At 38.0% G+C, this 4247-nt stretch carries 5 protein-coding genes and 1 pseudogene; 5 read left to right on the plus strand and 1 reads right to left on the minus strand.

The window, feature by feature from the left end:
- The 5 genes from AAC854_RS21425 to AAC854_RS21445 all read left to right on the plus strand — a co-directional run.
- A partial coding sequence (locus AAC854_RS21425; RefSeq protein ID WP_340618862.1) for a hypothetical protein occupies window positions 1–270 on the plus strand: 270 nt, incomplete at its 5' end.
- 1 nt (window position 271) lies between these two features.
- Window positions 272–955: a restriction endonuclease fold toxin 5 domain-containing protein gene (locus AAC854_RS21430; RefSeq protein WP_340618863.1), complete on the plus strand. Its 684-nt coding sequence runs from the start codon at window positions 272–274 to the stop codon at window positions 953–955.
- A 21-nt stretch (window positions 956–976) separates the two neighbouring features.
- Window positions 977–1681: a hypothetical protein gene (locus AAC854_RS21435; RefSeq protein WP_340618864.1), complete on the plus strand. Its 705-nt coding sequence runs from the start codon at window positions 977–979 to the stop codon at window positions 1679–1681.
- 96 nt (window positions 1682–1777) lie between these two features.
- Window positions 1778–2041 (plus strand): PAAR domain-containing protein, encoded by a 264-nt coding sequence (locus AAC854_RS21440; protein ID WP_340618866.1) that lies wholly within the window; start codon window positions 1778–1780, stop codon window positions 2039–2041.
- 269 nt (window positions 2042–2310) lie between these two features.
- A complete protein-coding gene (locus tag AAC854_RS21445; RefSeq protein ID WP_340618865.1) occupies window positions 2311–2808 on the plus strand; it encodes a hypothetical protein in 498 nt (165 codons plus the stop codon).
- Window positions 2809–3370: 562 nt separating this feature from the next.
- On the opposite strand, the pseudogene AAC854_RS21450 reads toward AAC854_RS21445, so the two are convergent.
- Window positions 3371–4247 (minus strand): annotated as a pseudogene (locus tag AAC854_RS21450) (DUF927 domain-containing protein); the annotation flags it as partial.

Below are 4247 nucleotides of genomic sequence, written 5' to 3' on the forward strand. Positions count from 1 at the left end.
AAACAGATTCAGTCAGAACACGCTGAATTAGTCGAAGGTGAAAGTGAACACAGTCTGCATAAACGGCTCAAACAAGCATACCTAGATTTAATTTCAATGGGATTTAAAGAGGAAAAATTGATCCGCTCTTACCTCTATTTCGTTGCGTTTAATCGCAATTTTCATGATTCGCCTGAAATTAAAAATATGCTGAAAGCGGGTGATAACCCAGAACAACAATATCGTGATTATCTGCGAGTATTGGATAACTTAATGAAAAGGAAACATTAATATGCCTATTATTTTGGCTCCTGCTGCCCCTGCTATTGTAGCTGCTGCTGAATGGACTATTGCTACATGTGCAGCAATATTAGTGGGTGTTGGCGTTATGGAAAGTACGAAAGATACGACAGCAGATGATATAGAAATTAAACCTAAAAAACCGAAAATACGCACTGAAGGAGAAGTAGAAAATGATATTAAATTAGGTGAAGCAAAAGCCAAAACAAGACTTGAGGATATTGTGAATTCTGGAACCTTATCCCGTTCTACAGAAAAATGCAAAAAATGCCCTGCCAGCACTGGCATCGCAGTGAATGAGAAACGAAACTTTGGTAGTGATATTAATTCTAGATACCAATTATATATAACGAATGCACCATCTGGACCGGGGTGGATTCAGGAATGGACATATGCAACAGTATCCTTTGATGGATTTCAACATTCAGAATGTTTATTACAAGAAACTAAAGGTGCATATGATCAATTTTTCACCTCTGAAAAGGCAATAGTAAAATACTGGTCTGGCACGGCTGGAATGGTACAGCAAGCACGTACACAAAATACTATTGTTATTTCAACTTCCCCTAATAAATTAGCATGGTATTTTATGGAAATAATGAGTTATACATACTTTACCAAGCTATTTAGATTGCGTGGTTTTACAATGGATATTTATCACAAACCTATGATTTAATTTTAAGTAAAGGTAATTAAAATGAGTGAGATTTCGCTGCACGTAATAGTAAAAGAAAAAGTAACACAAGATTTTTCTGATCTTATAGATATAATGCATTTTTTTCTTAATGAAATAAATAAGCATGATAAAAGGATAACTTCTTTTTATAGCCAAGGAGAAACATTAGAAGAAGCCTTGAAAAATAAAATCATTGATGTGAATGGATATACGAATCCAAATGCTAAAAATATACTTGGTCAATACTTACCTATTGTAGAAGGTATATGGGATGGCAATGAAGAAGACTCAATGTCTATTCTTTTCATGGAGAACGATGAAAACTCATCAATTCTGATTAGCGCTGAAAATTACATAGATATTTATAATAAAAATAATCTCATTAATTTTATAAAATCAGTAGCAGAAAAATACACATTAAGACTTTTTTCTGTCAGCTTTAATGGCAGTAGCGATGAAGTTGGTGAAGCAGTTTTCCCTGATCGTCCACCCGCTGGCTGGATGTTGTATCTTCCTATTCAATTTGAAATGCATCCTAGTTTATTGAAAACAGGAGCAGAGTTTATTCCTATTTTTACAACACTCAGTACAGGTACAATTATAATAACCAAAGGAGATTATAATTGCTTGGATAAAACAGATCAGTATCTTTCTAATGATATTGAGATTGCATTACGCGATTTAGGATTATTGCCTTTATATTCTGATATTTACAAAAACAAATAATACCCAAGTAGTAGAAAAGCGGCCTAGAAACCGCTTTTTCTAGGATGAGGGAAAATGTACCTTACAGTTATGACCATTCAGGGCAGAAATATAACTATGGCAGGTAAAGCAGTTATCCGATTAAACGATACTACAGATCATGGCGGTAAAGTCATTACTGCTATTGATAATTATGTTTATCAAGGTATCCCTATTGCAGCTAAAGGTGATTTAGTGACTTGCCCAAAATGTAAAGGGATTTTTCCTATTGTAGAAGGCAGTGATGACTTAAAGCATCAAGGAAAACCCATTGCATTAGACGGTATGCATACAGCATGTGGTGCAAAACTGATTGCCAGTCAAGGCGGGTTTTGTGCTTGATATGGTGTTGAGCCAGGGTGAGAGCGTGAGTGCTCAAATTAAAAACAATACGAATAATATCCAAACTATTTTGGTGACAGGGTGTGTTGGATTGCTTTAAATTCAATCTAATTGAGGGTTATTTTTGCTCCAATTATGTTTATAAAATGTTCACGCTCTCGCCCTGGGTGTTGAGCAGGTAAAAAACAGCTTTGAGTTTATTTTTTCCTGCTGATTACCTTTATGCCCGTTAAATTTATCAATGGGCTTCCGAACATAAGAGAATTGATATGAGCGATTCCTATTTATTATTCGTACCGAAAGATCCTACTTTTATTCCAGAACAATCAGCAATGGATGCTGCAAAAGATTATATTGAAACAATAAGAAGGGTGCCTAGAAGATATTTTGCGGGAATAGATTATGTTGACCATTACATCAGTGAAGATGTGGAACTATTTAATGGGATGGAAAATTTTACAATTCCTTCATGTTTACACTGCAAAAGTGATATTACCGATTGGTGGGATGAAAAGATGGATTATCTTTGGCATCTCTCATCAAGAATCAAAGCTATTCATATGAAATGGCCCGTTCCATGTTGTGGAAAAGAGCTATCACTACTTGAATTAGATTATCAAAATTGGGGCGCTTTTGGTTGCTACGCATTAGCATGCAATGATAGAGAAATGGAACTTGTGCATACAGAAGAGGGGTTATCTTTGGTTATCAAACAGATTGAAGCCTTATTAAAAACTCCGGTCAATATTGTTTGGCAATATATATGATTGCCCTGCTTGAAGATCTTAGCTCATGTAAGCAAAGCAGTTATCCGGGATTGCCAGCCAGAAAGCGTTTCTCGCTTAATAGAACGGTAATCACTTTGGTCTGTTAGGGTAAAATGCTGACGCGCTGCGCTTGTCTTCTCCGTATTACCGGGCTAATACATTAACCCGGTAATACGGAGAGCCGAAAAACATAACCATTACATTACCATTGGTTATCTCTATAATAAATACACTGATTTTCACGGGATAACGGGATAAATGGCATATTTATTATATATTTCATATGGTTGAGCTATCCCACGTTATCCCAGCTTATCCCGTGACAGGACGTTATCACTTTTAATTCATTTAAATTCAATCAATTAAAACCCGCCCAAGAAGAATATTTTTCGGGATAACCTCCACTATCATAATATCACTTTATTTGTAATTACACTATATTACGGGATAGAGCGGGATAACGCGGGATAATTTAAATAACTATAACTAACTGATATTATTTAAAATAAATCTCTGTTATCCCGATATCCCGTTATCCCAACGTTTTTTAATCCTAAGTGAGTCAATCTTCATCTCTGAAAATCAGTACAACAAACCGTCCCTGAGTGCCATTCACGGAAATGGTTTTACTGATAAAGCGGTCTTTTTCAGCTTTAACCAGCATTCCGGCTTCTTCTAAGGCTTCAAAACCCGATTTCTTCTGCAATCCCTGCAATATCTCTGCTTCAAATACACTGGGGATAATATGGTATTCCGCCTGTCCATCATCACGACGGTTGTTCACCAGATACCCGGCAAGATCATTAATTCTCATGGCGTGTGACGTATCAATATCACCGTTTGGCCTGCCGTAGGTGTAAGGCTGGAAGCGTGAAAGTCCGTATTTCTGGATAAAGTCACGGGTACGGGTAACAACCTGATATTTTTCCCGGTTCCCGATACCAAAATCCGCTAACCAGTCATCGAAACTTTGCTTTATCGCAGCATGACTCGCTTCTTTACTCCAGCCAGTGATATGAGCTGCCAGCTCTCCGGTGGCATCCAGTAACGCGAAACGAACGGCAACGCGCTTTACTTGCGCTGAGGCTTCTTCTGGCAGGCCATCAAGCCATTTCTTTTCTTTACGGGCAGTCATTTCGATTGCCTGCTCCTGATATTCAGACAACCACCGAATCCATTCACGCCCCGCTGCACCACAATAGAGTTTGGATTCCCGTTTAATGGCTCTTGCATGAGAATCACCATCTTCATGACCATTGAAACATTCCGTATCAATAAAGGGCACGCTGAGCAGCCTGACAAGCTGCCCGGCTTTTGGGGTAATCCCACCTTTTATCAGAAACGTTTCTAAATCTTCCTCACCCGTCGAGAGGGCAGCAATTTTCCAGCGGATCACAGCACGGTTCCCCCCTTCCCGTTTTCCCTGAATTTTGCCGACA

This window comes from Xenorhabdus entomophaga, assembly GCF_037996725.1.
Classification (GTDB): Bacteria; Pseudomonadota; Gammaproteobacteria; order Enterobacterales; family Enterobacteriaceae; genus Xenorhabdus; species Xenorhabdus khoisanae.